The 25695-nt window shown below is 69.3% G+C and carries 27 protein-coding genes; 18 read left to right on the forward strand and 9 right to left on the reverse strand.

Features of this window, described 5'->3' with window-relative positions:
• Window positions 1-75 precede the first annotated feature (75 nt).
• The 3 genes from AB4Y91_RS04795 to nucS all read right to left on the reverse strand — a co-directional run bounded on the left by AB4Y91_RS04795 (window position 76) and on the right by nucS (window position 2542).
• Window positions 76-279 (reverse strand): cold-shock protein, encoded by a 204-nt coding sequence (locus AB4Y91_RS04795; RefSeq protein WP_011692441.1) that lies wholly within the window; start codon window positions 277-279, stop codon window positions 76-78.
• 303 nt (window positions 280-582) lie between these two features.
• Window positions 583-1812 carry an N-acetylglucosamine-6-phosphate deacetylase gene (locus tag AB4Y91_RS04800; protein ID WP_441417362.1) on the reverse strand — a complete coding sequence of 410 codons (1230 nt, stop codon included), beginning with the start codon at window positions 1810-1812 and terminating at the stop codon, window positions 583-585.
• A gap of 34 nt (window positions 1813-1846) precedes the next feature.
• Window positions 1847-2542 carry an endonuclease NucS gene (gene nucS, locus AB4Y91_RS04805; RefSeq protein ID WP_175322880.1) on the reverse strand — a complete coding sequence of 232 codons (696 nt, stop codon included), beginning with the start codon at window positions 2540-2542 and terminating at the stop codon, window positions 1847-1849.
• A gap of 92 nt (window positions 2543-2634) precedes the next feature.
• Here nucS and AB4Y91_RS04810 point away from each other — a divergent pair, with 92 nt between their 5' ends.
• Both AB4Y91_RS04810 and AB4Y91_RS04815 read left to right on the forward strand, forming a co-directional pair.
• A complete protein-coding gene (locus AB4Y91_RS04810) occupies window positions 2635-3021 on the forward strand; it encodes an ATP/GTP-binding protein (protein WP_441417363.1) in 387 nt (128 codons plus the stop codon).
• A gap of 62 nt (window positions 3022-3083) precedes the next feature.
• Window positions 3084-3878 (forward strand): alpha/beta hydrolase, encoded by a 795-nt coding sequence (locus AB4Y91_RS04815; RefSeq protein WP_441417364.1) that lies wholly within the window; start codon window positions 3084-3086, stop codon window positions 3876-3878.
• A gap of 11 nt (window positions 3879-3889) precedes the next feature.
• On the opposite strand, the gene AB4Y91_RS04820 is transcribed toward AB4Y91_RS04815, so the two are convergent.
• Window positions 3890-5065, reverse strand: coding sequence for an AI-2E family transporter (locus tag AB4Y91_RS04820; RefSeq protein ID WP_441417859.1), 1176 nt, complete (start codon window positions 5063-5065; stop codon window positions 3890-3892).
• A 337-nt stretch (window positions 5066-5402) separates the two neighbouring features.
• Here AB4Y91_RS04820 and AB4Y91_RS04825 point away from each other — a divergent pair, with 337 nt between their 5' ends.
• The 8 genes from AB4Y91_RS04825 (at window position 5403) to AB4Y91_RS04860 (ending at window position 14994) form a co-directional block, all read left to right on the forward strand.
• Window positions 5403-7226 (forward strand): hypothetical protein, encoded by a 1824-nt coding sequence (locus AB4Y91_RS04825; protein ID WP_441417365.1) that lies wholly within the window; start codon window positions 5403-5405, stop codon window positions 7224-7226.
• Window positions 7227-7339: 113 nt separating this feature from the next.
• Window positions 7340-8350, forward strand: a complete 1011-nt coding sequence (locus tag AB4Y91_RS04830) for a co-chaperone YbbN (protein ID WP_441417366.1) — start codon at window positions 7340-7342, stop codon at window positions 8348-8350.
• Window positions 8350-9450 (forward strand): NADH:flavin oxidoreductase/NADH oxidase, encoded by a 1101-nt coding sequence (locus AB4Y91_RS04835; RefSeq protein WP_441417367.1) that lies wholly within the window; start codon window positions 8350-8352, stop codon window positions 9448-9450. Before AB4Y91_RS04830 ends, AB4Y91_RS04835 begins: the two co-directional genes overlap by 1 nt.
• Before the next feature lie 26 nt (window positions 9451-9476).
• The gene (locus tag AB4Y91_RS04840) at window positions 9477-10250 is read left to right on the forward strand and encodes an ABC transporter ATP-binding protein (RefSeq protein ID WP_441417368.1); all 774 of its coding nucleotides are present in this window, start codon (window positions 9477-9479) and stop codon (window positions 10248-10250) included.
• The gene (locus AB4Y91_RS04845; RefSeq protein WP_441417369.1) at window positions 10232-11803 is read left to right on the forward strand and encodes a transporter; all 1572 of its coding nucleotides are present in this window, start codon (window positions 10232-10234) and stop codon (window positions 11801-11803) included. The genes AB4Y91_RS04840 and AB4Y91_RS04845 overlap by 19 nt, the downstream gene beginning before the upstream one ends.
• A gap of 52 nt (window positions 11804-11855) precedes the next feature.
• The gene (nagB, locus tag AB4Y91_RS04850; protein WP_441417370.1) at window positions 11856-12638 is read left to right on the forward strand and encodes a glucosamine-6-phosphate deaminase; all 783 of its coding nucleotides are present in this window, start codon (window positions 11856-11858) and stop codon (window positions 12636-12638) included.
• Between the two features lie 71 nt (window positions 12639-12709).
• Window positions 12710-13021 carry a DUF3039 domain-containing protein gene (locus tag AB4Y91_RS04855; RefSeq protein WP_441417371.1) on the forward strand — a complete coding sequence of 104 codons (312 nt, stop codon included), beginning with the start codon at window positions 12710-12712 and terminating at the stop codon, window positions 13019-13021.
• A 191-nt stretch (window positions 13022-13212) separates the two neighbouring features.
• Window positions 13213-14994 (forward strand): DEAD/DEAH box helicase, encoded by a 1782-nt coding sequence (locus tag AB4Y91_RS04860; RefSeq protein ID WP_441417372.1) that lies wholly within the window; start codon window positions 13213-13215, stop codon window positions 14992-14994.
• Window positions 14995-15090: 96 nt separating this feature from the next.
• Here the strand turns inward: AB4Y91_RS04860 and AB4Y91_RS04865 are convergent, their stop codons facing one another.
• From AB4Y91_RS04865 to AB4Y91_RS04875, 3 genes are all read right to left on the reverse strand, one after another.
• A complete protein-coding gene (locus AB4Y91_RS04865) occupies window positions 15091-15438 on the reverse strand; it encodes a hypothetical protein (protein WP_441417373.1) in 348 nt (115 codons plus the stop codon).
• An 80-nt stretch (window positions 15439-15518) separates the two neighbouring features.
• A complete protein-coding gene (locus tag AB4Y91_RS04870; RefSeq protein ID WP_441417374.1) occupies window positions 15519-16178 on the reverse strand; it encodes an isochorismatase family protein in 660 nt (219 codons plus the stop codon).
• Window positions 16179-17507 (reverse strand): nicotinate phosphoribosyltransferase, encoded by a 1329-nt coding sequence (locus AB4Y91_RS04875; RefSeq protein WP_441417375.1) that lies wholly within the window; start codon window positions 17505-17507, stop codon window positions 16179-16181.
• A gap of 154 nt (window positions 17508-17661) precedes the next feature.
• Between AB4Y91_RS04875 and clpS the strand changes: the two genes are divergently transcribed.
• Genes clpS through rdgB form a run of 6 tightly spaced genes read left to right on the forward strand, consistent with a single transcriptional unit; the run spans window position 17662 to window position 21973 of the window.
• Complete coding sequence (gene clpS, locus AB4Y91_RS04880) at window positions 17662-18030, forward strand: ATP-dependent Clp protease adapter ClpS (protein WP_175322893.1); 369 nt, start codon at window positions 17662-17664, stop codon at window positions 18028-18030.
• A complete protein-coding gene (locus AB4Y91_RS04885; protein ID WP_441417376.1) occupies window positions 18023-18583 on the forward strand; it encodes a DUF2017 domain-containing protein in 561 nt (186 codons plus the stop codon). Before clpS ends, AB4Y91_RS04885 begins: the two co-directional genes overlap by 8 nt.
• A gap of 41 nt (window positions 18584-18624) precedes the next feature.
• The gene (gene murI, locus AB4Y91_RS04890; protein ID WP_441417377.1) at window positions 18625-19710 is read left to right on the forward strand and encodes a glutamate racemase; all 1086 of its coding nucleotides are present in this window, start codon (window positions 18625-18627) and stop codon (window positions 19708-19710) included.
• Window positions 19707-20504, forward strand: a complete 798-nt coding sequence (locus AB4Y91_RS04895) for an MBL fold metallo-hydrolase (protein WP_441417378.1) — start codon at window positions 19707-19709, stop codon at window positions 20502-20504. Before murI ends, AB4Y91_RS04895 begins: the two co-directional genes overlap by 4 nt.
• A gap of 48 nt (window positions 20505-20552) precedes the next feature.
• A complete protein-coding gene (rph, locus tag AB4Y91_RS04900) occupies window positions 20553-21311 on the forward strand; it encodes a ribonuclease PH (RefSeq protein WP_138768925.1) in 759 nt (252 codons plus the stop codon).
• Window positions 21308-21973 carry an RdgB/HAM1 family non-canonical purine NTP pyrophosphatase gene (gene rdgB / locus AB4Y91_RS04905; protein ID WP_441417379.1) on the forward strand — a complete coding sequence of 222 codons (666 nt, stop codon included), beginning with the start codon at window positions 21308-21310 and terminating at the stop codon, window positions 21971-21973. Before rph ends, rdgB begins: the two co-directional genes overlap by 4 nt.
• Before the next feature lie 118 nt (window positions 21974-22091).
• Here rdgB and AB4Y91_RS04910 read toward each other — a convergent pair whose 3' ends face one another.
• Window positions 22092-22859 carry a VTT domain-containing protein gene (locus AB4Y91_RS04910; RefSeq protein WP_441417860.1) on the reverse strand — a complete coding sequence of 256 codons (768 nt, stop codon included), beginning with the start codon at window positions 22857-22859 and terminating at the stop codon, window positions 22092-22094.
• A gap of 67 nt (window positions 22860-22926) precedes the next feature.
• On the opposite strand from AB4Y91_RS04910, the gene AB4Y91_RS04915 reads away from it, so the two are divergent.
• Together AB4Y91_RS04915 and AB4Y91_RS04920 are read left to right on the forward strand one after the other, a co-directional pair.
• On the forward strand, window positions 22927-23940 hold the full coding sequence (locus AB4Y91_RS04915) for an exonuclease domain-containing protein (protein ID WP_441417380.1): 1014 nt from the start codon (window positions 22927-22929) through the stop codon (window positions 23938-23940).
• A 63-nt stretch (window positions 23941-24003) separates the two neighbouring features.
• Window positions 24004-24555: a DUF4395 domain-containing protein gene (locus AB4Y91_RS04920; protein ID WP_441417381.1), complete on the forward strand. Its 552-nt coding sequence runs from the start codon at window positions 24004-24006 to the stop codon at window positions 24553-24555.
• Here AB4Y91_RS04920 and AB4Y91_RS04925 read toward each other — a convergent pair.
• On the reverse strand, window positions 24542-25687 hold the full coding sequence (locus AB4Y91_RS04925) for an ADP-ribosylglycohydrolase family protein (RefSeq protein ID WP_441417382.1): 1146 nt from the start codon (window positions 25685-25687) through the stop codon (window positions 24542-24544). The genes AB4Y91_RS04920 and AB4Y91_RS04925 overlap by 14 nt on opposite strands.
• Window positions 25688-25695: the final 8 nt, after the last annotated feature.

The following is a 25695-nucleotide window of genomic DNA, read 5'->3' on the forward strand; positions in this document are numbered from 1 at the left end:
AAGAAATGATCCCCGGCAATAATGCCGGGGATCATTCGTGCAGCGGTACTGCCGGAAGCAGTATTGCCGGAGAGATTAGACCAGCGTGACGCCGGTAGCCTGGGGGCCCTTGGCGCCCTGGCCGATCTCGAACTGAACGCGCTGGTTCTCGTCGAGGGTCTTGAATCCGCCGGTCTGGATCTCGGAGTAGTGAACGAAGACATCGCCATCGGAGTCATCCGGGGTGATGAAGCCGAAGCCCTTTTCAGCGTTAAACCACTTGACGGTTCCCTGTGCCATTTAATTCTCCTCATTGTGGATCTTGAAGAAGTCCGGCGCACTTTGCACCGGGCTTGGTCACTCTGCGAGAAGAACCTTGGCTTCCGCCCGGATTGACCGGGCCTTGGCGGCAGGAGCTTCACGCTCGCAACATGTCTTGCGAGCATGAAAAACACCTACACAAAGACTGGTACAAGAATTTCATGCCGCCTGCGTCAGGTCAACGGGCCCGGCGCATAATTCCAGAAATTTTATGTAAAGAGTTCATGAACGAGATCCCGGCCGCAGAAAGCGTTCGGAACCGCCGCTGCGCCGAAAGACACATTAGGAAAGCGGTGCCAGCCATTCCCCGCAGCGCATTACGCGGTAAAGGCCGAGTCCGGAATTGAGGACGACGGCGTCGGCCCGAAGCCCGCCGCGCAGGGAGCCCAGTTCAGCGCCGAGCCCGAGGACCGCGGCGGGGACCGCCGTGGCCGAGCGGACGGCGTCGGGCAGCGGCACACCGCCGGCGACGGTGCGGCGGACGACGTCGAGCAGCGTGGCGGTGCCGCCGGCGAGGGCGCCGCCGGGGTCGAGGCGGGCGACGCCGGCCGAGACGGTGACGGCGGAGCGGCCCAGGCTGTACGCGCCGTCGGGCAGGCCGGCGGCGGCCATCGAATCGGTCACCAGCGCGATGTTGGCGGCGCCGGCCAGTTGGAACACCGTGGCGACCATGGCCGGGTCCAGGTGCGTGCCGTCGGCGATCAGTTCAAGCACGGCCTCGCCGGATGCGGCGCTGCGCAGGCACGCGGAGACAGGGCCCGGTGCCCGGTGATGCAGGGGCGGCATGCCGTTGAACAGGTGGGTCACCGTGGGCCGCGTGCCGCGCACGGACGACGAGGTGCGCAGTGCCGCCGCGGCCGAGCGGAGCGACGCCGCGGCGGTGGCGTCGTCGCAGTCGGTATGGCCCAGCGAGGGGACCACGCCGTGCCCGGCCAGCATCGGGACGAGTCCGTCCGCTCCGGAAAGCTCGGGGGCGAAGCTCATCGTGGCGAGGGTGCCGCGTGCGGCGGCTACCAGCTCGGCGAGGAGTCCCGGATCGGGATCGCGCAGGAAGTCCGGGTCCTGCGCACCGCACCGTGCCGCGGCGAGGAAGGGGCCCTCCAGATGGATTCCGGCCAGCAGGCCCTCCTCGCTCAGTCCGGCGAGCAGGGCGATTCCGTGCAGCAGCGACTCCCGGGAGGCGGTCACGAGGCTGGCGAGCAGGGTGGTGGTCCCGGAACGGTGCAGGAAGTCGATGGCACGCCGCGCCGGGGCCTCCGCGCCGCCGGGGAAGTCGCCGCCGTACGCGCCGTGGCAGTGCAGGTCCACCAGTCCCGGAAGGATGAGGGCGCCGGGCGGCAGCTCCGGGGCCGGCGCGTCACCGAACCCGGCGGTCCCGGGGCTGAATCCGGCGGCGGGGCCGGCGTACGCGATCCGCCCGCCCGCCACGGCCAGGACGGCGTCGTGCTGCACGGCACCATCGCTGACCAGCGTGCCGTAGAGCAGGTGGCGGCCGGCCGGGGTGAGGTTCATGCTCAGAGTCTAGGGCGGGTCAGCCGGGAGGGCCCTAGAAGAGGCGGGACTCGCTGTCGTCGACGCCGCGCATGGCGTCGTAGTCCAGGGTGACGCAGTCGATGCCGCGGTCGTTCGCCAGCACCTTGGCCTGCGGCTTGATCTGCTGGGCGGCAAAGATGCCGCGCACCGGCGCCAGCAGCGGATCGCGGTTCAGCAGCTCAAGGTAGCGGGTGAGCTGCTCGACCCCGTCGATGTCGCCGCGGCGCTTGAGTTCGATCGCCACCGTGGCGCCGTTGGCGTCGCGGGCCAGGATATCCACCGGGCCGATCGCGGTGAAGTATTCGCGGCGGATCAGTGAGAAGCCGGCGCCGAGGGTCTCGATCTGCTCCGCGAGCAGCCGCTGCAGGTCCGCCTCAACCCCGTCCTTGATCAGTCCGGGGTCCTGGCCCAGCTCATGGGAGGTGTCATGCAGCTGTTCGTGGATGTTGATGATGAGCCGGTCATCGGTCTTCGCGGACTGCACGGTCCACTGCTCGATGACGCCGACTTCGACGTCGACCTCGTCCGGCGTGGAGACGCGCAGGCTGGCCGGAGGACTCATCCAGTTCAGCGGCTTGTAGGATCCGCCGTCCGAGTGGACCAGGACCGAACCGTCGGCTTTGACCAACAGAAGCCGGGTGGCGAGCGGAAGATGGGCTTTGAGCCGGCCGACATAATCAACGGAGCAACGGGCTATGACTAAACGCACCCGGTCAACACTACCGCCTGATGCGGTGCTCCCGGGCGCCGTGGCGGCCGCCTGGTGGCGGGGGAGCGGCCGGGCTGGGGCAGAATGGAGTCATGCCCCGTTCCAACCGACCCCGCCGAGCCGCGTCGGGCCACACCCCCGGAGGGAAGGGCGCAGGGAAAGGCGCAGGGAAGGGCGGAGGGAAGGGCGCCGGCAAGCACGCCGCCGGACCCGCGCCGGAACTGGACCTGGAGCGCGCCCGGACCGGGATCGCAAGGCGGGAGAGCGCCCCCGACGGCGAATGGATAGTCCGCTCGATCTCCGCCAGTCGGGCCGGAAAGACCTACATCTGCCCCGGATGCTTCACCGCCGTGCCGCCGGGCACCGCGCACCTCGTCGTCTGGTCCGAGGACCACATCTTTGGCGCGGCCGCCGGCCTGGCCGAGCGCCGGCACTGGCACTCGAACTGCTGGACCTCGCGCAGCTACCGGTACCGCTGAGCAGCTTCGCAGGGGGCCAACTGAAACGGCCAACCGTGCCCGGTTTCGCTAAGCTGGAGGGCATGACTTTCGACCCGGCGTCCTATGTGTTCAGCCAGCCCACCGCGCCCACCGCAATCCGTGCATCGACCGTGCTGCCGGCGCACCGCGAAAACGTGGAACTTCGCACCGCGGACGGACACCGGCTGGTTGGCGAACTGGCGCTTCCCGAGTCGGGGGAGATCAAGGCAACCCTGATTACGCTGCACCCGCTGCCGACCCACGGCGGCTTCATGGACTCGCACGTCTACCGGAAGGCGTCCTACCGCCTTCCGGCCCTCGCCGGCATCGCGGTGCTGCGGTTCAACACCCGCGGGACCTCTTCACCGCGCGGAACCAGCCAGGGTTCCTTTGAGGAAGGCATCGGCGAACGGCTCGACGTGGAGGCGGCGGTGCGCTTCGCCGTCGAGCGCGGGCTGCCCAACCGCTGGCTGGTCGGCTGGTCCTTTGGCACCGAACTCGCACTGATGTACGGCGCCACCGAACCTGTGGCCTCCGAAATCGAGGGCGCCATCCTGCTCTCGCCCCCGCTGCACCGCGCCACGGACGTCGATCTCAAGGAGTGGGCCGCCTCCGGCAGGCCACTGAAGGTCCTGGTTCCGGAGCACGACGACTACCTGCAGCCGGTGGCCGCCGCCGAGCGTTTCAGCCTGGTGCCGCACGCCGACGTCGTGGGCGTCGACGGCGCGAAGCACCTGTGGGTGGGGGAGAAGTACGCCGGCCGGGTGCTCAACGAGATCGTGGCCGAGGTGCTCCCGGGCGGCAGCAGTGCCCTGCCCGAGGAGTGGGCAGGGCCGGTGGCCACCGCCCACACCTGAGCCGGTAAACGCTAGTGCTTGTCCTGGCGGACGATGAAGATTTCCTTGACCAGCAGCATGATCGCCGCGGCCGTGGGGATGGCGATCAGGGCGCCAAGCACGCCTAGGACGCTGCCGCCGGCGATCACCGAGATCACGGCGACCGCGCCGGGGACTGCGACTGCCTTCTGCATGATGCGCGGCGAGATGAAGTACGCCTCGAACTGCAGGTAGGCGAAGTAGCAGATCGCGAAGACGACGGCCGTCTGCCAGCCCGCGGTGAGGGCGATCAGGGTGACCAGGACGCCGGCGATCATGCCGCCGACCAGGGGGATGAAGGCGAGCAGTGCCACAACGAACGCGAGCAGCAGGGCGAACGGCACCCCCACAATCGACATCACGATGAAGGCAAAGGTGGCGTTCAGCAGCGCCACGCAGACCTGGCCGATCACGTAGTTGCCGACCGATCCGGTGATCTCCTCGGACAGCGCCTCGACGCGCGCGCGGCGGGACCGCGGGGCGAGCCGGTAGCCCCACTTCTTCATGGCCGGCATGGCCGAGAGGAAGTAAAGGCTGAGGACCAGGACGATCAGGGCGCCGAACAGGCCGTTCGCCACGGTGGAGCCGAACCCGACGACGCCGCCGAAGATGCCGCTCATGGCCTCCGGGTTGTTGACGAACTTCTCGAGTTCCTGGCTGATCCGGTCGCGCACGCCGAACTGGCTGTCCACCGTGCGGAAGAAGTCAGAGTCGATGAAGTCCTGGATCCAGTGCGGCGCTTCCTGGACGACCTGCGTCACCTGCTGGACGATTGTGGGGATCAACGTGGCGAAGAAACCGGTGACGGCCAGCGCCAGCACGGCGACGGAGACCAGGATTCCGGCCGGCCGAGGCACCTTTTTGCTTTCCAGCCAGCGCACCACGGGATCCAGGCCGAGCGCAATGAACAGTGCGGTGACGATCCAGAGCAGCAGCTGGGTGGTGTTGGAGCCGATCCAGTAAACCAGCAGGGCCGCGCCCACGCCGACCGTCCCCATGAAGCCGACGTACAGCGGGTGCTGGGACGACATCCGCGGACCGGGAGCGCCGAACTTTGCGGTGCTCTCGCTGTCCGGGGCGGGTGCGGCTTCCTCGTCGTGTTCGGGCGGCATCTCGAAACGCAGGCGCGGCTGGGCGCCGGGCAGCGGCTGCCGCAGGCGGCGCGCCATCGAAATCAGGAAGCCCGCCGCGGCCGCGCGCGGCGTCGAGGGCTGCGGGGCCGGCTCGTGCGGGCCGTGTGGCTGGCTGGCGGATTCCTGGCTTGCGGGGTGTCCTGCGGGGGACACATCCGTGGGTTCAGTCACTGCGTTGAAGGCCCTTTTTCTCCGAAAATTCCCTGCAAAACCGCGGTTGCGGGCCGGGTGTGATGATCACCGCAAACACTATCAGCAGCCTTGCGAACTGGCGGGCCAGCAGCGCCTGATGAGGCCGCTGAGGGGCTTGACAAAGACCCCGATCTGACTCTCAGGTAACAAAACGGTTACTCTTAAAGCTACGTGTCCGCTGATGATAGGTAATATTTTGCGTTTCAAGACTGCAGTCGCACTTGTGCTGCTCGGCCTCCTGACACTGCTGGCCGGAATCGGCCAGAACACGGTTTGGGCTCCGGCCGAGACCGTCACCGCCACCGCACCCACGGGCGGCACCGCCGCTCCGTTGACCGTCTTCGACGAGAAACTGCGAACCCTGCACGGCGGCACGGTGAAGATCCACGTCAAGGGGGAGGGCAACTTCATCCTCGCCGCCGGCCGGCCGGACGACGTCGATGCGTGGGTTGGGAAGACCGCCCACAACACCGTTTCCGGTGTCTCGGACGACGGCAAGTCGCTGAAGCTTGACCACGCCGACGGCGACGCCAAGGCGCCGTCCCCGGCAGGCTCCGACCTGTGGGTCACGACGGAGAACGCCAATGGCGAGCTGGACTACTCCTGGACGGCGCCGGCGGACGGGGACTGGGCGCTGCTGCTCGCCTCGGACGGCTCCAAGCCCGCCCCCTCGTCGATTTCGATGACGTTCCCGAACGACACGTCCACTCCCTGGGCCGTTCCGTTCATGGTCCTGGGCGGCCTGCTGATCCTGGCCGGCGCTGCCTTGCTGCTGATCAAGCCGGCGCGGGACAACAAGGGCAACGCCGGCGACGGCGGTGCAGCCGGCGGCTCCGGCGGGGGCACTCCGAAGGGCAGCTTGTTTGCACAACGCGCGCGGGCCAAGGCCAAGGCAAAGGTCGCCGCCACGGACGCCGGCGGTGCCCCGGGCGCCGCCCCGGCCCGCGACAGCAGTGTTGAACGCCTTGGTGCCCCGTCAGCCTTCCGCCGCCGCTCCGGCGTTGCGGTAGCGTTGCTGACCGCCGCCGCGGTAGCGGGCACGGGCGTCGCGGCGCAGGCCAGCCAGGCTCCCTCGCCCTCGCCGAGCAGTTCCTCGCCCTCGGCTGCAGGCCAGGATGCCGATGCTCCGGTCCTGCTGGACGCGCAGTTCCGGCGCATCCTTGAGCAGGTCGCCAGCGCCGTCGACGCCGGCGACGCGGCCAAGGACGCCGCCAAGCTCACGCCCCGGGTAGGGGCGACCGAGCTTGAGGTGCGCAAGCAGAACTACAAGATCCGTTCCAAGGTGGGGAGCTATGAGCCCCGGATGCCGGTGCGCGCCACGAAGCTCCTCACCACAGTAGTCAGCAACAAGCGCGACTGGCCGAGGTCCGTCATGGCGGTGACGCAGGGCGACGGCAACGTTGTCCCGCAGCTGCTGACCCTCGTGCAGGCCTCCCCGCGGGAGAACTACAAGCTGGTCGGGGCTACCCCGCTGCAGCCGGGCACCACCTTCCCGGGTATCAACCGCGGGGGAACCGAAACCCTGGCGGCCTCGGACAAGTCCGGGCTGCTGTACAGCGGCCAGGAGGCGCTGTCCGGGCTGGCCGACCGGCTGACCAAGGCTGACTCCAGCTTCAAGGACAAGCTCACCGAGGGGCAGTCCTCGCCGTACATTGCTGACACCCTGGCGTACCAGAAGGACGTGGTGAAGTCGGGCACGAACGGCAAGTTCAGCTTCAGCCACAAGGTTGTTCCTGAGGACACCGTGGTGTTCCGCACTGCCGACGGCGGCGCCCTGGTCCTGGGCCGGCTGGACTTCGCCTTCGACGGGACGCCGAAGAACTCCGGCGACAAGCTGACGATCGGGAACGACGCCGCGGCCCTGGCCGGAGGCAAGGAGACGAGCACGGGTATGGTCCTGAGCTTCGCCGAAGCCGTGGCCGTCTACGTCCCGCCGACCGGCTCCAAGGATCCGATGAAACTGGTTGCCGCCACCCGCGGCCTGGTCGGGGCAAAAATCAAGTAGCCTCCAGCAGGACACTGTCCGGCCGGCACCCCGGCCGGAGCCACACCGCAACGACCGGGCCGCAATCGCGGCCCGGTCGTTGCTGCGTGGGGCGTAGTGGATAGAGTGGAGCTATGACTTCGCCAGCTTCCCGCCCGGTCCCTCCAGCTGCAGCCAACCCGCTCAATCTGCGGGGCGCCGTCGACCTCTCCTCGCTGAAGCAGCGCCCCGCGCCGCCGGCGGGCGCCGGGGCGGGCCGGCCGCCGGCCCCGGGGGCTGCCGGCACGGCCCCCGGTGAACCCGGGGGCGGTTCCACCGGTACGCCGCTGCGCGTGGACGTCACCGAGGCCAACTTCCAGGAGCTCGTGGACCTTTCCGCCCAGGTTCCGGTGGTGATTGCGCTGTGGGCCAGCTACTCGCCCGGGTCCGCGCAGCTCGTGGATGTGCTGGAGCAGATCGTCGAAAGCTACGAGGGCCGGCTGGTCCTCGGCGCCGCCGACATTGAAGCCTTCCCGCAGCTCGCGCAGGCGTTCCAGGTGCAGGCTGTTCCGACCGCCGTCGCGCTGGTCAAGGGCCAGCCCGTGCCGCTGTTCCAGGGCGGCGCCGAGGAGCAGCAGGTGCGCAGCCTCTTTGACGAACTCCTCAAGGTTGCGGGGGCCAACGGCGTGACCGGCCGGATCGGAGCCGGCGGACCCGGGGCCGCCGAGCCCGAGGCTCCGCCGCTGCCGCCGCTGCACCAGAAGGCGTTCGACGCCATCGAGGCCGGCGACTACGCCGGCGCTGCCGCGGCTTACCGGCAGGCGTTGACCGAGATGCCCGCCGACGCTGAGGCCAAGGCCGGCCTGGCGCAGGTCGAGCTAATGGGCCGCCTGCAGGCACTGTCCGCCGCGGAAACGGACGCACTCCGCGGCCGTGCCGCCCAGGAGCCGGACAGCCTGGAGGCCCAGCTCGCCGTCGCCGACCTGGACATTGCCGGCGGCCACGTCGAGGACGGCCTGGGCCGGATCGTGACGTTCATCGGCCGGAACTTCGGCCCTGAACGGGAAACCGCCCGGGTGCGCCTGCTGGAGCTTTTCGACGTGGTGGGAACATCCGATGACCGCGTCGCCAAGGCCCGGCAGAACCTCGCGCGGGTGCTGTTCTAGTGGGCTCCGCGCTGTTTACCCCGCTGGAGCTGCGCTCGCTGCGGCTGGAGCACCGCGGCTGGGTCTCGCCGATGTGCCAGTACAGCTGCGAACCCGACACCGGCGAAGGCGTGCCCAACGACTGGCACCTGATGCACCTCGGCTCCTTCGCCACCGGCGGAGCCGCCCTCATCCTGACCGAGGCGGCCGCCGTTAACGCGGCCGGGCGGATCAGCCCCCGGGACGCCGGGCTCTACAACGACGCCCAGGCCGAGGCATGGGAGCGGATCGTCTCCTTCGTGCACCGCCACGGGTCCGCGAACGCCAAGATCGGGACCCAGCTGGCGCACGCCGGGCGCAAGGCCTCCTCCTACTGGCCGTTCTCCGGCAAATCCGGCACCGTGCCCGCCTCCGAAGGCGGCTGGAACACCCTGGGCCCGGGCACCGGCGCCTTCGACGGCTACGCCCCGCCGTCGGCCATGACAGAGCAAGAGATCGACGGCGTGATCGCCGACTTCACCGCCGCCGCCGTCCGGGCTGTCGGCGCCGGCTTCGACACGATCGAGATCCACGGCGCCCACGGCTACCTGCTGCACCAGTTCCAGAGCCCGCTGGTCAACGACCGGACCGACAGCTGGGGCGGGGACGAGACCGGGCGCAACCGGTTGACCCTGGCAGTGATCGACGCCGTCCGGGACGTCATCCCGGACTCGATGCCGCTGCTGCTGCGGATCTCCGCCTCCGACTGGGCCGACGGCGGCATCGACGCCGAAGCCTCGGTGCGGTTGGCCCGCGCAGCCGGCGAACACGGGGTGGACCTCGTGGACGTCTCCAGCGGTGGGGCCGTGGCGCACCAGTCGATCCCGGTCGGCCCCGGCTACCAGACCGGATTCAGCGCCCGGATCCGGCGCGAAGCCGGTGTCCGGACCGGGACTGTGGGGCTGCTGACCTCGGCAGGACAGGCCGAGCACGCCGTCGCCACGGGGCAGGCCGATGGCGTGTTCATCGCCCGTGCCGCGCTGCGGGACCCGCACTGGTGGCTGCGTGCCGCCTTCGAACTGGGCCACGAGCTGGCTTGGCCGCCGCAGTACGAACGGGCCATCCCGCGGCACACGTTTTAGGCGGCCGCGGCGGTTAGTCTAACGTCATGACTTTCGAACAACCGCACGTCCCGGCGCTGGCCCTGCGCGGGCTGGCCAAACGCTTCGGCACCAAGATCGCCGTCGACGGCATCAGCCTCGACGTCCCGGCCGGCTCCTTTTACGGGATCGTCGGCCCCAACGGCGCCGGCAAGACCACAACGCTGTCGATGGCCACCGGGCTGCTGCGGCCGGATTTCGGCACCGCACTGGTCCACGGGGTGGATGTCTGGCAGCACCCGTTGGAGGCCAAGAAGCTGATGGGGGTGCTGCCGGACGGGGTCCGGCTCTTCGACCGGCTGACCGGCGAGCAGCTGGTGACCTACGCGGGCCTGTTGCGCGGCATGGACCGGGAGGTGGTGGCGTCGCGGGTGGCGGAGCTGCTCGCCGCACTGGACCTCAGCCAGGACGCCGGCACGCTGGTGGTGGACTACTCCGCCGGCATGACCAAGAAGATCGCCCTCGCCTCGGCGCTGATCCACGCGCCCCGGCTGCTGGTGCTGGACGAGCCGTTCGAATCGGTGGACCCGGTCTCCGCCGCCAACATCCGTGACATCCTGGACCGCTACGTCGCGTCCGGGGGCACGGTGATCGTTTCCAGCCACGTCATGGACCTCGTGCAGCGGATGTGCGACCACGTCGCCGTCGTGGCCGCCGGCCGGGTGCTGGCCGCCGGCAGCGTGGACGAGGTGCGCGCGGGCGAGTCGCTTGAGGACCGCTTTGTCCAGCTGGTGGGCGGCCGCAGCCATACGGAAGGGCTGGAATGGTTGCGCACCTTCTGAGGCTCAAGCTCACCCTGCTGCGCAACAGCCTCCGGCGCAGCCCCTGGCAGTTGGTGGGCCTGGGCATCGGGGCGCTGTACGCCCTGGGCATTGTGGGGCTCGGCGTCGCCGGGCTGTTGCTCCTGCGCCAGGCCGACGTCGCGACGGCGCAGACGGTGGTGGTGCTGGGCGGCGCCGCCGCGGTCCTGGGCTGGGCGGTCATTCCGATTGTGGCGTCCGCCGCGGACATGACGCTGGACCCGGCCAGGTTCACGACCTTTGCCGTGCCGATGCCGCAACTGCTGGCAGGACTGGCGCTGGCCGGGCTGATCGGCATTCCGGGGGCGGCGACGACGCTCGTGGCGCTGGCCACCGTGGGCACCTGGTCCCGTGGCTTCCTGGCCGCGGCCGGTGCCCTGGCCGGCGCGGTCCTCGGCGTGCTCACGTGCGTCGTGCTCTCCAAGGTGGTCACTGCCGGCACGGTGAGCCTGGCCAGTTCCCGGCGCTTCAAGGACGTCAGCGCGGTGGCGTTCCTGATCCCGTTGGTGTTGATGGGGCCAATTGTGGCCGGCGTCGCCCGCGGAATCGCCGGCAACGCCGAGTTTGTGACTGAGCTGGCGCGGGTCCTCGAATGGACGCCCGCCGGGGCAGCCTGGGCCCTCGGTGGAGAGCTTGCCGCCGGCCACTTTGGTCCGGCCGCGCTCAAGCTGCTCATCGCCGCCGCCACCCTGGCGGCCCTTGCCTTGTGCTGGAAGTTCCTGCTGCAGCGCGCGCTCGTCACACCGCCCTACGCCGGGACCGCCAAAAAGAAAGCATCAGGGCTGGGGCTGTTCGCCCTGGTTCCGGCCACCCCCACGGGGGCCATTGTTGCGCGCTCGCTGAGCTACTGGCTGCGCGATCCACGCTACGCCGGCGCCCTGGTGGTGGTGCCGCTGCTGCCGGTGCTGCTTTTCTTCCAGGCCAGCCAGACAGGGTTCTACGGGATCCTGCTGTTCGTCGGTCCGCTGACCGCCTTCCTGCTCGCCTGGTCCATCGCCTCGGATGTCTCCTACGACAGCACGGCCTTTGCCCTGCACGTCTCGGCCGGCGTGCGCGGCCTGCACGACAGACTCGGAAGGGCCGTGGCGTGCCTGGTCTTCGCTTTGCCCGTCGTGTTGGCCTTCAGCGTCCTGCCGATGTTCTTCACCGGCGACTGGTCGCTGTTGCCCGGCATCCTGGGCCTGGCCCTGGGGGTGCTGTTCACCGGGCTGGGTCTGTCCTCCGTGGTCTCGGCGCGCTACACCGTGCCCGTGCCGCTGCCCGGCGACAGCCCGTTCAAGAAGCCGCCGGGCAACGTGGCACAGACCCTTGCCGTGCAGTTCGGCGGCATGGCGGTGCTGCTGCTGCTGGTGAGCCCGGAGCTGGCGCTGGTGGCGCTGCAGCTCGCGGGCGGCAGCGCCGTGCCGGGCTGGATCTGCCTGCTCCTCGGCCCGGTGCTGGGCTTCGCGCTGTTCATCGCCGGGGTGCGGCTGGGCGGCAAATGGTTTGATTCGCGCACCCCGGAACTGCTGGCGCAGCTGGCCGTCAACCGCTGACCGGGTCTGACGGCCCGGGCCCGTGCGGGCCGGAGTGGGATAGCCTGCCGTCATGGAAGTCGTGATCCTTGCCGGCAGCAGGCCGATTGCCGCGCTCGCCGCCGACGCGATCGAGGCCCTGCTGCGGCGCAAGCCCGACGCCGTCCTGGGCCTGGCCACCGGATCGTCGCCGCTGCCGGTGTACGAGGAGCTCGCACAGCGGCATGAGCGCGGCGGCCTCGACTTCAGCCGTGCCCGGGCCTTCATCCTGGACGAGTACGTCGGGCTCCCGGCGGGGCACCCCGAGTCCTACCGCGAAGTCATCCGGCGCGAATTCACCGGCCGCGTGAACATCAGCCCGGACAACGTCCGCGGACCCGAGGGGGAGGCCGGCGACATTCCCGCGGCCTGCCGGACGTACGAGGACGCGATCAGGGCCGCCGGGGGAGTGGACCTCCAGCTCCTCGGGGTGGGCACGGACGGCCACATCGGCTTTAACGAACCGGGGTCCTCGCTCGCGTCCCGGACCCGGATCAAAACCCTGGTCGAGCAGACGCGGCGGGACAACGCCCGCTTTTTCGGGAGCCTGGCTGAGGTGCCGCACCACGTCCTCACCCAGGGCCTCGGGACCATCCTGGACGCCCGGCATGTGATCCTCCTCGCCACCGGCGCGCAGAAGGCACAGGCCGTCCGCGACTTCGCCGAGGGACCGGTGGCCGCCATCTGCCCGGCGTCGGTCCTGCAGTTGCATCCCCACGTCTCCGTCCTCCTGGACGAGGCGGCGGCCTCCTCGCTCCGACTCGCCGATTACTACCGGCACAGCTTCGACGGCAAGCCGCGCTGGCAGGGCCTGTAACGACGGCAATCCGTCCCACGCCGGAATCCGCCGTCGAGATTCCGTCCGTACCAGCGGCTAAGATGGATGTCATGACCAGCATGACGGATCCCCTCGAAAACGACCCGATGCGTGAGCTCTCCGGAGCCGGGACGTCGACGGCTACGATTGAGCGCGAGGAACTGCGCCAGGAAGTGGAGCCGGGCGACCGGGAGCGCTTCTCGCACTACGTGCGCAAGGAAAAGATCATGGAATCCGCGCTGTCGGGCGAACCCGTCATAGCCCTTTGCGGCAAGGTGTGGACGCCGGGCCGGGATCCGAAGAAGTTCCCGGTCTGCCCGGAGTGCAAAGAGGTCTACGAGGGCCTCCGCCCGGGCGGCGACGGCGGAGACTCCGGGAAATAGGGCCATCGAATTAGGCCACCCGCAGCGGGCTGGGTCCGTTGGGGCTGCCGGCGCCGTGCCGGCGCTGCCGCCCCGCGCTGCGGGATCCGCCGCGTTCCTGCTGTCCGGTTCATCCGAAAAAGATTGGTGTTTTTGTGCTTAATTGGGTTTCTCCGGAACCGGCTGACGTGCGCGGAGGGGAGGACTCCTAAGTGACAGAGACACTCTTTGGCGGACCCGTGCTGCCGCCCGCGTATCCCGAGCGGGCCGCGTGGGGTACCGCCCCGAAGCTGCGCGCCTGGCAGCAGGAAGCACTGGACAGCTACTTCGGCGGCCACCCCAAGGACTTCCTGGCGGTCGCCACCCCCGGAGCCGGCAAGACCACGTTCGCTTTGCGCGTGGCCTCGATGCTGATCGAGGCCGGCGTGGTGAACCGGGTGACGATTGTGGCCCCGACAGACCACCTCAAGCGCCAGTGGGCCGACGCTGCCGCGAAGGTCGGCATCGCGATCGACCCGAACTTCAAGAACGCTGACGGCCAGCACGGCCGCGGCTTCATCGGCGTCGCGGTCACCTACGCCCAGGTGGCCAGCAAGCCGATGCTGCACCGGGCCAAGACCGAGGCGGCGCGCACGCTGGTGATCCTCGACGAAATCCACCACGGCGGCGAAGCGCTGTCCTGGGGTGACGGCCTGCGCGAGGCCTTCGATCCCGCGGCCCGGCGCCTGTCCCTGACGGGTACCCCGTTCCGTTCGGACACCTCGCCGATCCCGTTTGTCGAGTACGCCGAGGACCGCGACGGCATCCGCCGCTCCAAGGCCGACTACACCTACGGCTACGGCAAGGCCCTCCGCGACCATGTGGTCCGCCCGGTGATGTTCATGGCCTACTCCGGCCAGATGCGCTGGCGGACCAGCGCCGGGGACGAGATGGCCGCCTCCCTGGGCGAAGCCGCGGTCACCAAAGACATCACGTCCCAGGCCTGGCGGACGGCATTGAACCCGGCCGGCGAATGGATCCCGGCCGTGCTGGCCGGGGCGGACAAGCGCCTCAGCGAGGTGCGGCGCACCGTGCCCGACGCCGGCGGCCTGGTGATTGCCACCGACCACGACGACGCGCGGGCCTACGCCGGCCAGTTGAAGAAAATCACCGGCGAATCACCCACCGTCATCCTCTCCGACGACGCGAAGGCCTCCAGCAAGATCGAGGAGTTCTCCGCCGGCGACAAGCGTTGGATGGTTGCGGTCCGTATGGTCTCCGAAGGCGTGGACGTCCCGCGGCTTTCCGTCGGCGTCTACGCGACCTCTACGTCGACCCCATTGTTCTTCGCCCAGGCCGTGGGCCGCTTCGTGCGTGCCCGCAAGCGCGGCGAGACGGCGTCGGTGTTCCTGCCCTCCGTGCCGCAGCTGATGGCGCTGGCGAACTCCATGGAAGCCGAGCGCGACCATGCCCTGGACCGGCCGGAGAAGGAAGACGCCGACGGGCTGTTCAATCCCGAGGACTCGCTGATGGACGAGGCGAACCGCGAGGAGAAAGCCTCCGACACCCTGATGAAGGGCAAGTTCGAGGCGCTCGACTCGCAGGCCTCCTTCGACCGCGTGCTGTTCGACGGCGGCGAGTTCGGGACCGGCGGCGAGGTGGGCTCGGAGGACGAGCTGGACTTCCTCGGCATTCCCGGCCTGCTCGACGCCGAACAGGTCGGTACCCTGCTGCGCCAGCGCCAGCACGAACAGCTCAACCGCAAGAACAAGCGGGCACCCCAAGCCGCCGCCGAGGCCGTGCCGGCCGTGCCGGACCACCGAATGCTGATGGACCTGCGCACCGAGCTGGCCAAGAACGTCGCGGCCTGGTCCGCCCGGACCGGAACCCCGCACGGCGTCATCCACACCAAGCTCCGGACCGTGTGCGGCGGCCCGGCCGTCGCCCAGGCCAACGAAGAGCAGCTGCAGACGCGGCTGCGGAAGCTTCAGGACTGGTTCATCGGCCGGAAGTAGCCGCCGGAAGCTGCGGCCGCGCCGGCCCGCAGGGCAAAACACGCCACAAAAAAGGGACCGGGGTAACCGGTCCCTTTTAATGCCGCTGGCCCTGCCTTACTGGGCGGCGCCGCAGGTCTGGGAGAATTTCTGGCCGGCCGCGGTGTACTCGGCCTTCAGCTCCTCAAGCTTGGCCGAGTCGGTGTCCTTCTTCGCGGCCTCATCCAGGTAGTCCAGGATCGACTGCAGCGGGGCCTGCAGCTCCTCGGAGGCCTTCGCCTCGATGGGCCGGATCTGGTTGGCCAGCCGCGTCATACCGAACTTGTCCGAACTGGACGTCGGCGACGAGGTGATGGTCTTGATGCGGGCGCAGGTTTCCTCACTGGTCATCTGCGGGGTGGCAGTGCAGGCGGCTGCACCGAGCAGGGTACCGGCAGCGATCAGGACGGTCAGGGTCTTCTTCATGGTGTACTCCGGGAATTTACGGGTCCGACGTTACTGGCAAGGATTTCGAGTCTACTGTGCGGCTCGAGGCGGCGACGAGCTCAGGCGATGTCGACGCCGCCGAACTCCATCTCGGCGAAGGCGTCGTCGAGATCCTCGGCGATCCCCACCGTGAGCCCGCGCGGCACGGTGACGGAGTAGCCGGCCTGGACGGCGTCCAGGGCGGTGGCCTTCACACAGTGGTCGGTGGCGATGCCCACGACCACCACTTCCTCGACGTCGTGGCTCTGCAGCCAGTCGTCCAGGCCGATGGCATCCTCGCCAGCGGCGAGATCACTGCCGGCTGCGGCACCGGCGTCGACGGCGCCGCCCATCGGCAGCGAACCGGGCGCACGGTCGCCGGTGGGGACGGCGTCGTCCGGGGCCAGCAGCCCCTCGAAGCCCGAGTAGGCCGCGGTGAACTGTCCCTTGCGGAAGTAGGCCTGGATGTATTCGGTGTCCAGGTCCGGGTGCAGCTCCGCGCCGCGGGTGCCCGCGACACAGTGCGGCGGCCAGCTGTCGACAAAGTCGGGCTGCTCCGAGAAGTGCGCGCCCGGCTCGATGTGCCAGTCCTGGGTGGCCACGACGTGGTCGAACTGCCCGTGGTGGGCGTCGACGTATTCGCTGATCTCGGCCGCCAGGGCCGCTCCGCCCTCGACCGGGAGCGCCCCGCCCTCGCAGAAATCGTTCTGCACGTCAACGATGATCAAGGCACGTGACATTCAGTCCTCCTCGTAGATGGTGGGGATGGCTGCTTCGCCGCGCTGGAGCCGGTTGACCACGGCCGGGAGCTCCTTCATGCTGTCGGCGTGGCGCTGCCGCGCCCGAACGACGCCCTCGGGCCCGGTCCAGCCGGGCAGCAGCTCGCCGTTCTTGATGAACTGCTGCAACAGCTGCCGGTCGTTGCCGTCGTCGTCCGGGTGGTGCCCGATGCCGACGATTTCCTGGCTGGCGGTGCCGCGCTCGTTGAGCCTGCGCAGCGCGTATTTGCGCCCGCCCTTGCTGGTCTTGTTCTTGGCCGCCTTGGCTACCGGAACGAACGCGCCGGAGTCGTCGGTGCGGCTGACCAGCTTGTAGACCATGCTCGCCGTCGGAGCGCCGGAGCCGGTCACCAGCGAGGTGCCGACGCCGTAGGAGTCCACCGGGGCGGACTGGAGTGCGGCAATGGCGAATTCGTCGAGGTCCGAGGTGACGATGATCCGGGTGTTCTCGTTGCCCAGCTGGTCGAGCAGCTGCCGGACCCACTGCGCCTGCGCCACGAGGTCGCCGGAATCCAGCCGGACCGCGCCCAGCTTGTCGCCGGCCAGTTCGACGGCGGTCCGGACGGCCGCTTCGACGTCGTAGGTGTCCACGAGCAGCGCGGTGCCGGCACCCATCGAGGCGATCTGCGCCTCAAAAGCCTCGCGCTCGGTGTCGTGCAGCAGGGTGAAGGAGTGGGCGGCGGTGCCCACCGTCTTGATCCCGTAGCGCCGGCCGGCCTCGAGGTTTGAGGTGCTGTCGAAGCCGGCGATCACGGCGGCGCGTGCGGCCGCGACGGCGGATTCCTCCTGCGTCCGGCGGGAGCCCATTTCGACGCAGGGCCGGGTGCCAGCGGCCGTGATCATGCGGGAGGCCGCGGACGCGATGGCGCTGTCGTGGTTGAGGATCGAGAGGATGTACGTTTCGAGGATGCAGGCCTCGGCGAAGGTGGATTCGACGATCAGAATGGGGGAGTTGGGGAAATATGCTTCGCCCTCGGCGTAGCCCCAGATGTCGCCCGAGAAGGAGAAATTGGCCAGGTACTCCAGGGTTTCCTCGTTGACCACCTTGGTCCGGCGCAGGAAGTCGATCTCGGCGTCGCCGAAGCGGAAGTCCGCGATCCCCTCCAGCAGCCGGCCGGTGCCCGCCACGATCCCGTAGCGCCGGCCGTCCGGCAGTCGCCGCGCGAAGGCTTCGAACACCGACTTGCGGTGGGCGGCGCCGGAATGCAGGGCGGCCTGCAGCATGGTCAGCTCGTAGTGGTCGGTGTACAGGGACGTGCGGGGATGGTCCCAGCCAGCTGAGGTGCTCACAAATTCACTCTAGTCCCCACCGGCTCCCACGTCTCGCTTCGCTTCGCCGCGGGGCCCTCGCCGGTGTGGGCCCAGCCACCGGCTCCCACGTCTCGCTTCGCTTCGCCGCGGGGCCCTCGCCGGTGTGGGCCCAGCCTCCCCATAGAATGGACAGATGACCCTCAGTGTTGCGCTCGGCCCTGACACCCAGGAGAGCACCCAGACCGGAACGGCGTCGTCGACCGACGTCCTGACCGCCCCGGACATCCCTTGGAACCTCGTGATCTGGAATGATCCGGTAAACCTGATGAGCTACGTGAGCTACGTCTTCCGCAGCTACTTCGGCTATTCCGAGGCGAAGGCCAACAAACTCATGCTGGAGGTCCATAAAAAGGGCCGCTCCATCGTGGCGCACGGCAGCAAGGAGCAGGTCGAGCAGCACGCGGTGGCGATGCACGGCTACGGCCTGTGGGCCACCGTGGAGAAGGCCAGCAGCGGCCACGGCGGCAACGGATCAGGCAAGGGCAAGGGAAAACGTGGCTAAGGCGTTCAAGTACGGACTCAAGGGCATCACGGGCTACCTGGAGCCGGCCGAGCGGGACCTGCTGCGCAGTCTTTTCGACGACGTCGTTTCCATGCTGGAGCCGGAGGAACGGGCCAACCAGGATCCGCTGGCGGCGCTCGTCGGGCTGGACACAGAAGCCCGCGAGCCGTCGGACCGCGCCCTGCGCCGGCTGCTGCCCAATGTCATGAAGGACGATGACAAGGCCTCCCTGGAGTTCCGCCGGTACACCGAGCGTTCGCTGCGGGAGAGCAAGATCGGCGCGTTGAAGGCTGCAGCCCTTGGCCTGGACAAGGACGAGCTGGTGCTGACGCCCGCGGACGCCCGGCACTGGTCCACCGCGCTCAACGACGTCCGGCTGGTGCTCGCCGAGCGGCTCGACATCCGGGACGACGCTGACGCCGAGCACGTCCACCGGATGCAGGACTGGTCGCAGGCTGAGGACGTCGAAAGCTACCTGGCCCTGGTCTACAACTTCACTACCTGGCTGCAGGAGTCCCTGGTCCAGGCGATGCTGGCCTCGCTCGAAGCCTAGGCCCTGTGACCCATTAGACACGAGTCGCTCGACACAATGTGATGGCCGCGCCTATGGCAAAGCCCTATCCTCGAATAATCATGACTTCAGCATCGAGCACGGATCCGGCAGCGGAAGCTGCGGCGGAGACCGCAGCGGGCAGCACCGGGGATGCCCGGCCGGGGGAGCGCCCGATCGGCGTCTTCGATTCCGGCGTCGGCGGCCTCACGGTGGCACGGTCCATCATCGACCAGCTGCCCAACGAATCCATCCTGTACGTCGGTGACACCGCCCACGGGCCGTACGGTCCGCTGCCCATCGCCGAGGTCCGCGCCAATGCGCTCGGCGTGATGGACGAACTGGTCGATTCCGGCGTCAAGCTGCTCACCATCGCCTGCAACTCGGCGTCCGCCGCCGTGCTCCGCGACGCGCGAGAACGGTACACCGCCCGCTACGGGATCCCGGTGATCGAAGTGATCCAGCCGGCCGTCCGTCGTGCGGTCGCGGCCACCCGCAACGGCCGGATCGGCGTGATCGGCACCTCGGCCACGGTGGGCTCCCGCGCCTACGAGGACACCTTTGCGGCAGCACCGGACCTGGACATCACCTCGGTGGCCTGCCCGGCCTTCGTCTCCTACGTGGAGGCCGGCATCACCACCGGGCCGGAACTGCTCGCCGTCGCCCGCGAATACCTGGCCCCGCTCACGGCGGCAGGCGTGGACACCGTGGTGCTGGGCTGCACCCACTACCCGCTGCTTACCGGTGTGATCTCCTTCGTCCTCGGTGAGGACGTCACGCTCGTCTCCAGCGCGGAAGAAACCGCCAAAGACGTGTACCGTGCGCTCGCTTCGCGCGGCCTCGAGCGCACCGGCACGACCGCCCCGGAGTACAACTTCATCGCCACCGGCGACGCCGCGCAGTTCGAGCACCTCGCCCGCCGTTTCCTCGGCCCCGAGGTCCTCAGCGTCCGCCACGTGGACCACGTGGCCGCGCAGTACCCCACCGGCAGCCTCGCCCGGATCACCCCGGAAATGATCGCCGCCGCGCAGGCCGGCGCCGGCCGGCCACGGATCTCCAACTTCGTCTCCACCGATTTTGTCGCCTCCGACGCGCCGCCGCTGACCGGCCTCCGGAGGTCCGGCCTGTGAAGCTGACCATCGTGGGCTGCACCGGGTCCTTTCCCGGACCCGGCTCGCCGGCGTCGTGCTACCTGCTGACCGCGCACGACGGCGAGCGGAGCTGGAAGATTGTGCTGGACCTGGGCAGCGGAGCACTTGGCGCCATCCAGCGGTACACCGACCTTGAGGACATCGACGGGATCTTCCTGACGCACCTGCACCCGGACCACTGCATGGACCTGTGCGGGCTGCACGTCGCGGTTCGCTGGAAGCCGGGCGGCTGGGGACGCGGCCGGATCCCCGTCTGGGGGCCCGCCGCCACTGCGGACCGGATGGCCACGGCCTACGGCCTGGATCTGGACCCGGGCATGCACGAGGAGTTCGACTTCAGCAACTGGTCCGAGCGCAAGCCCGTGACCATGGGCCCGTTCACCGTGACCCCGTTCGCGGTGAACCACCCGGTCGAGGAGGCCTACGCCCTGCGGGTGGAGGTCACCGAACCGGACAAGGACGGCACCCCGGTTACCCGGGTGCTGGGCTACTCGGGGGACACCGACTCCTGCGGCGGCCTCGAGGACGCGGCCCGGGACGCGGACCTGTTCCTCTGTGAGGCAGCGTTCGAGGAAGGCCGCGACGACGGCATCAAGGATGTGCACCTGACCGGCAAGCGAGCCGGCGAAGCGGCCGTGGCTGCCGGGGCGCGCAGGCTACTGCTGACCCACATCCCGGTCTGGACCTCCCCGACAAAGGTGATGGCGGAGGCCAAGGAGGTCTTCGGCCAGCACGTGGCCGTCGCCGTCGCGGGCGTGCACTACACCGTCTGAACTGACGCCGTGGGCGGCGCGCACCGCCAAGTCGATATGCTGGAAGGCATGACTTCCGAAGCCCTTACTGCCCCCGTCATCCGCGCCGATGGCCGCACGCCCGACCAGCTCCGCCCGATCAGCATCACCCGTGGCTGGTCCAAGCAGGCCGAAGGTTCCGCCCTGATCGAGTTCGGCAACACCCGGGTGCTCTGCACGGCGTCGCTGACCGAGGGCGTGCCGCGCTGGCTCAAGGGCGAGGGCCGCGGCTGGGTCACCGCCGAATACGCCATGCTGCCGCGGGCCACCAACACCCGCTCCGCCCGCGAGTCCGTCAAGGGCAAGATCGGCGGCCGCACGCACGAGATTTCCCGCCTGATCGGCCGCTCGCTGCGCTCCATCATCGACACCAAGGCCCTCGGCGAAAACACCATCGTGCTGGACTGCGATGTCCTGCAGGCGGACGGCGGCACCCGCACGGCCGCCATCACCGGCGCATACGTCGCCCTCGCCGAAGCCATCCGCTATGCACGCGAGAACAAGCTGATCGCCCGCAACGCCCAGCCGCTGGTGGACACCATCGCGGCCGTCTCGGTGGGCATCATCGACGGCGTGCCGATGCTGGACCTGCCGTACGTGGAGGATGTCCGCGCCGAGACCGACATGAACGTCGTGGTCACGGGATCGGGCAAGTTCGTCGAGGTCCAAGGCACCGCCGAGGGCGCGCCATTCGACCGCGACGAGCTCAACAAGCTGCTGGACCTGGCCCTGCTCGGCACGGAGCAGCTCGCCGCCATCCAGCGCGAAACCCTGGCCGAGGCCCCGTGAGCGGCGCCCCGTCAGGCAACCAGCCGAACCCGCCGGTCCTGGTACTCGCGACCCACAACCAGGGCAAACTGCGGGAACTGCGCGAACTGCTGCGCGGCCAGCTGCCCGGACTCGACGTCGACACGCAGGTGGTGGACGCGGGCGCCGTCGGTGCCCCCGACGTCGTCGAGACCGGCGTGACCTTCGCGGAGAATTCGCTGCTCAAGGCCCGGGCGGTGGCGGAGGCCACGGGCCTCGTCGCGATCGCCGATGACTCAGGCCTGGCGGTCGACGTCCTGGGCGGCGCCCCGGGCATCTTCTCCGCCCGCTGGGCAGGCCGGCACGGGGACGACGCCGCGAACCTGCAGCTGCTGCTGGACCAGCTTTCCGACGTGCCTGACGAATACCGCGGCGCGGCCTTTGTCTGCGCGGCGGCACTCGCCGTGCCTGGCCTGGCCGGCGAGGAAGCGCGCGAAGTGGTGGAGTACGGCCAGCTGGAAGGCACGCTGCTGCGGGAACCGCGCGGGGCGGGCGGCTTCGGCTACGATCCGGTGCTCCAGCCAAGCGGCCTGGACCGCAGCTGCGCCGAACTCAGCCCGGCGGAGAAAAACGCGATCAGCCACCGCGGCCATGCGTTCCGGGCGCTGCTGCCGGCGATCGTGGAGGCCCTGGCCGGCCGGTAGCGTCTCTGCGCTGGATAGCGTCTGCGCTGGACAACGTAAAAGGATGGCGCCCCACACTGTGGGGCGCCATCCTTTTGGGCCGCGGCGGGGGAGCGCAGCGGCCGGGGAGAACCGGGGGCTACGGGGTCTTGCGCTCTTCCTCGGGTTCGTGCTCCTCGATGAATTCCTCGACCAGCCCGGTGCCGTACTTTTCGGCCTGGCGCTTGGCGATGAGGCCACGGATCACTTCAATGCCGATCGGGATGACCGAGAGCAGCACGATCGCGATGAAGATGATGTCCAAGTTGTCCCGGACCCACGGCACCTTGTCGCCCAGCAGGTAGCCCAGCAGGGTCACGCCGCCGCCCCACAGCACGGCGCCGATCACGTTGTAGATGAAGAACTTGCGCTTGCTCATCTGGGCCACGCCGACGATCACCGGGACAAAGGTCCGGATGATGGGGACGAAACGGGCCAGGATGAGCGCCTTGCCGCCGTGCTTCTCGAAGAATGCGTGGGCGCTCTCGACGTTCTCGCGCTTGAACAGCTTGGAATCTGGCTTGTTGAAGATGGCCGGACCGGCTTTGGAACCGATCAGGTAGCCGGCCTGGTTGCCGATGATCGCGGCAACGACGATCAGCGCGGCAAACGCCCAGATGTTGAACTTGATGGTGTCCGTCGCGACGAGCAGCCCGGCGGTGAACAACATCGAGTCACCGGGCAGGAAGAAGCCGATCAGCAGCCCGGTTTCGGCGAAAATGATGCCGCAGACCAGGACCACGACCCACGGCGCGAGGGCAGGGTCGGCCAGGAAAACCTGGGGGTTAAGCCAGTCGGGCAGGAACGAGGCCAGGTGCGGCTGGACCGGTCCGGCGCCTGCGAAGGTGGTCACGGCGAAGTCGTGCAGGGTGTAAGGGTTCACCTATCTAGGGTACTTGACCGGGTGCAGCCGGTTCCGGCGCTAAAGTTGGAGCGTGGGTTTGGACTTTACAGCGATCGACTTCGAGACTGCGAACGGCTTCCGCGGTTCGCCGTGCGCCGTCGGCCTGAGCAAGGTGCGCGGCGGCGTCGTCGTCGAAGAGGCCTCCTGGCTGATGCGGCCGCCCGCGAACCACGACGCCTTCGACCACCACAACGTCCGCATCCACGGCATCCGGCCCGAGCAGGTCGCCGGCCTGCCGCGCTTCGGTGAACTGTTCCCCGAGATCGGTGCCTTCATTGGCGACGACGTGCTGGCCGCCCACAACGCCGCCTTCGACCTGGGCGTGATCCGTTCCGGGCTGGAGGTCTCCGGGCTGCCCGGCCCCGCCTACGACTACGTCTGCACCGTGATGCTGTCCCGGCGCTGCTACTCGCTGGTGTCGAACTCGCTGCCGTACGCCGCCGAGGAGGCCGGCGTGCCGTTGCTCAACCACCACGACGCCGCCGAGGACGCCCGGGCCTGCGCCGGCATCCTGATCGACATCGCGGCCCGCAACGGCGCCGCCAGCATCGCGGAACTGTACCTCTCGCTGGGGCTGGCCGTGTCCCGCCAGCCTGCCTTCGATCCGCGGCGCGACCCGCTCTCCAAGGCCACCAGGTCCGCCCTCGAGGCGCTCGCCGCCGGACAGGGCGCGGCTCCGGCCACCCGGCCGTTCCGTCCCGGCTGGCCGGACGAGGGCGCCAACCCCGTGCCCAACGCCGGGGCCGAACCGGACCACCCGCTGTTCGGACAGACCGTGGTGTTCACCGGAGAACTCGCGATTCCGCGGCCTGAGGCAAAACTGCGCTCCGCCGAACTGGGGGCCCGGCCCGAGAGCCGCGTCACCGCCCGCACCACGGTGCTGGTGGTAGGGGACGGCTTCGTCGCGGCCGACCTGCGTTCGGGCCGGCTGACCGGCAAGGCGCGTCGGGTCCTGGAACTGCATGACCGCGGCCAGCGGATCGAGGTCCTCTCGGAGGGGGAGTTCCTGCAGATGGTGGGCGGCCACGTTCACTCCCTGACGTAGGCGCTAGGTCATACGGCGCAACAATCATTTCGCCCGGGATCGGTCCGCTCCTAGCCTTGAACGATGAGCAAACTGATCTCTTCACCCGCCCGCGCAGCAGAGGCTCCCGCCGCTGACCGGCACGGCGGAATCGACTGGGCCAAGGTCTTTGCCTTCCCCAATCCGGTGAACGAGTACTCCGCGCGGATTACCGCGGCTCTCGTGGTGCTGCTGTCCCTCGTGACGCTCCTGACCGGCTCCGGCTGGGGGCTGGCGGTCATCGCCGCCGGATTCTGGCTGCGGGTGCTGTTCGGGCCGCGGATTTCGCCCTTGGGCGTGCTCTCGGTGAAGGTCCTGACTCCGCTGCTGGGGAAGAAGCGGCTGGTTCCCGGGCCACCGAAGCGCTTCGCCCAAGGCATCGGAGCGGCCCTGTCCACGGCGGCTGCCATCCTTTTCGCCGCGGGCCTGGCGCCGGTGGCCTGGGTCCTGCTCGTGGCCCTGATCGCCGCCGCCTCGCTGGAGGCCTTCGCCGGCTTCTGCCTCGGCTGTGCGATCTTCGGGCTGCTGCAGCGCCGCGGACTCATCCCCGAGGATGTCTGCGAAGCCTGCAACAACATTTCGCTCAGGCGCCCGTAACCGCCGCCAGCCGTGCGGCCATGCCCCGAATGACGTCGGGGGCCTCGAGGGCCGCCAGCCAGTCCGCCGGCAGGCATTCCTCGCCGTAGTGCGCGCCCAGGATGTTCCCGGCGATCGAGGCGGTCGAATCGCTGTCGCCGCTGTGGTTCACCGCCACAGCGATCGCTGCCCGGAAGTGCTCCTCGGGGCTGGCGGCCGCCGCCGTCGTCGCCGGTGCGGTGGCCAGCACGGCATACAGGCCGACGGCGAGTGCCTCCTCGGCAACCCAGCCTTCGCCCAGTTCCCGCACCAGTTCCTCCGCGCCGAGCAGGCCCCCGGAACCTCCGCGTCCGGCCCCGGGCGCTGCCGCCGCGGCCAGGCGCAGGGACGCCGTCAAGCGGTCGACCAGGGCCGGATCGGGCTCCTCACCCTTCGGCAGCGGGCCGTCCTGGAGCTGCGAGAGCGCGGCGCCAGCCGCCTCATGCAGGTCCTTGCCGCTGACCAGCGCATGGATCAGCAGGCTGAACACGCCGGCGCTCTGCCGGGCCGCGGGGTGCCCGTGGGTCAGCGACGCCGCGTCCGCACTCATCTTGTAGACCGCGTCCGCCGGGACGTAGGGGATGAGTCCGAACGGCGCCGAGCGCATCACCGTGCCGCAACCCTTGGACTCCGGGTTGACCGGCCGGTACACGGTGCCCATTTCCCCGGTGGCGAGGCCGCTGAGGCAGGCATTGCCCGGGGCGCGGCGGTGCCGGAGCACAGCGTGGCTGTCTATCCAGCGCGGCGGCTGGAAGGGGGCGGAGTCCGGGAGTGCCTCGCCCTGGCTGCCGAGCCAGCGCAGGTAGGCAAGCCAGAGGCAGGCATTCGTGTCCGCCGCAACGCCCGAGTTGGCCCACTCGAGTGCCTCCAGCAGGCCGTCCACCGTGTACAGCGTCATCTGGGTGTCGTCGGAGAAGTGGCTGACGCCGTCGAGCCCGGTGAAGTCCCGCAGTCCTTCCGGGCCGTAGGTGGCGCGGATCTCGTCGATTTTCGCGAATTCGACGGCGTAGCCCAGCGAATCCCCGAGCGCGCCGCCCAGCAGGCAGCCGTGGATGCGGGACTCATGGGACGGCGCCGGGGCGGCCGCCGGGGTGCTGCCGGGCTCAATGCTCATACCTCCAA

The organism is Arthrobacter sp. YAF16 (assembly GCF_052113385.1).
GTDB lineage: Bacteria > Actinomycetota > Actinomycetes > Actinomycetales > Micrococcaceae > Arthrobacter.